We start from the raw sequence: 282 nt of genomic DNA on the forward strand, positions 1-282 counted from the left end.
CCTCGATCGCCAGCAGCGCGGTCGAGGCCGGCTATGCCGACCAGGCGCATCTGATCCGCGAAAGCCGGCGGCTGACCGGCGCGACGCCGCCAGCACTGGGATAGAAGACTGCACGCGCCCTATTCGCCGGCCAGCCAATCGAGCGCCCAGCGCGAGGGTTGCCGGACGGCGAGCGCCTTGTGCAGGGCGGGCAACAGGACCTTCAACTCGCCTTCCAGCGTGTAGGGCGGATTGACCACCACGAGGCCGCTGCCGTCGAGGCTGGGCTCGTCCGAGGCAGGC

At 70.6% G+C, this 282-nt stretch carries 1 protein-coding gene; it reads right to left on the reverse strand.

Going from position 1 to position 282, the window contains the following annotated elements; translation table 11 throughout:
• Positions 1–119: 119 nt before the first annotated feature.
• A partial coding sequence (gene rlmJ, locus EN852_RS40270; RefSeq protein ID WP_135880009.1) for a 23S rRNA (adenine(2030)-N(6))-methyltransferase RlmJ occupies positions 120–282 on the reverse strand: 163 nt, incomplete at its 5' end.

This window comes from Mesorhizobium sp. M2E.F.Ca.ET.209.01.1.1 (assembly GCF_004010375.2).
Lineage (GTDB): Bacteria > Pseudomonadota > Alphaproteobacteria > Rhizobiales > Rhizobiaceae > Mesorhizobium.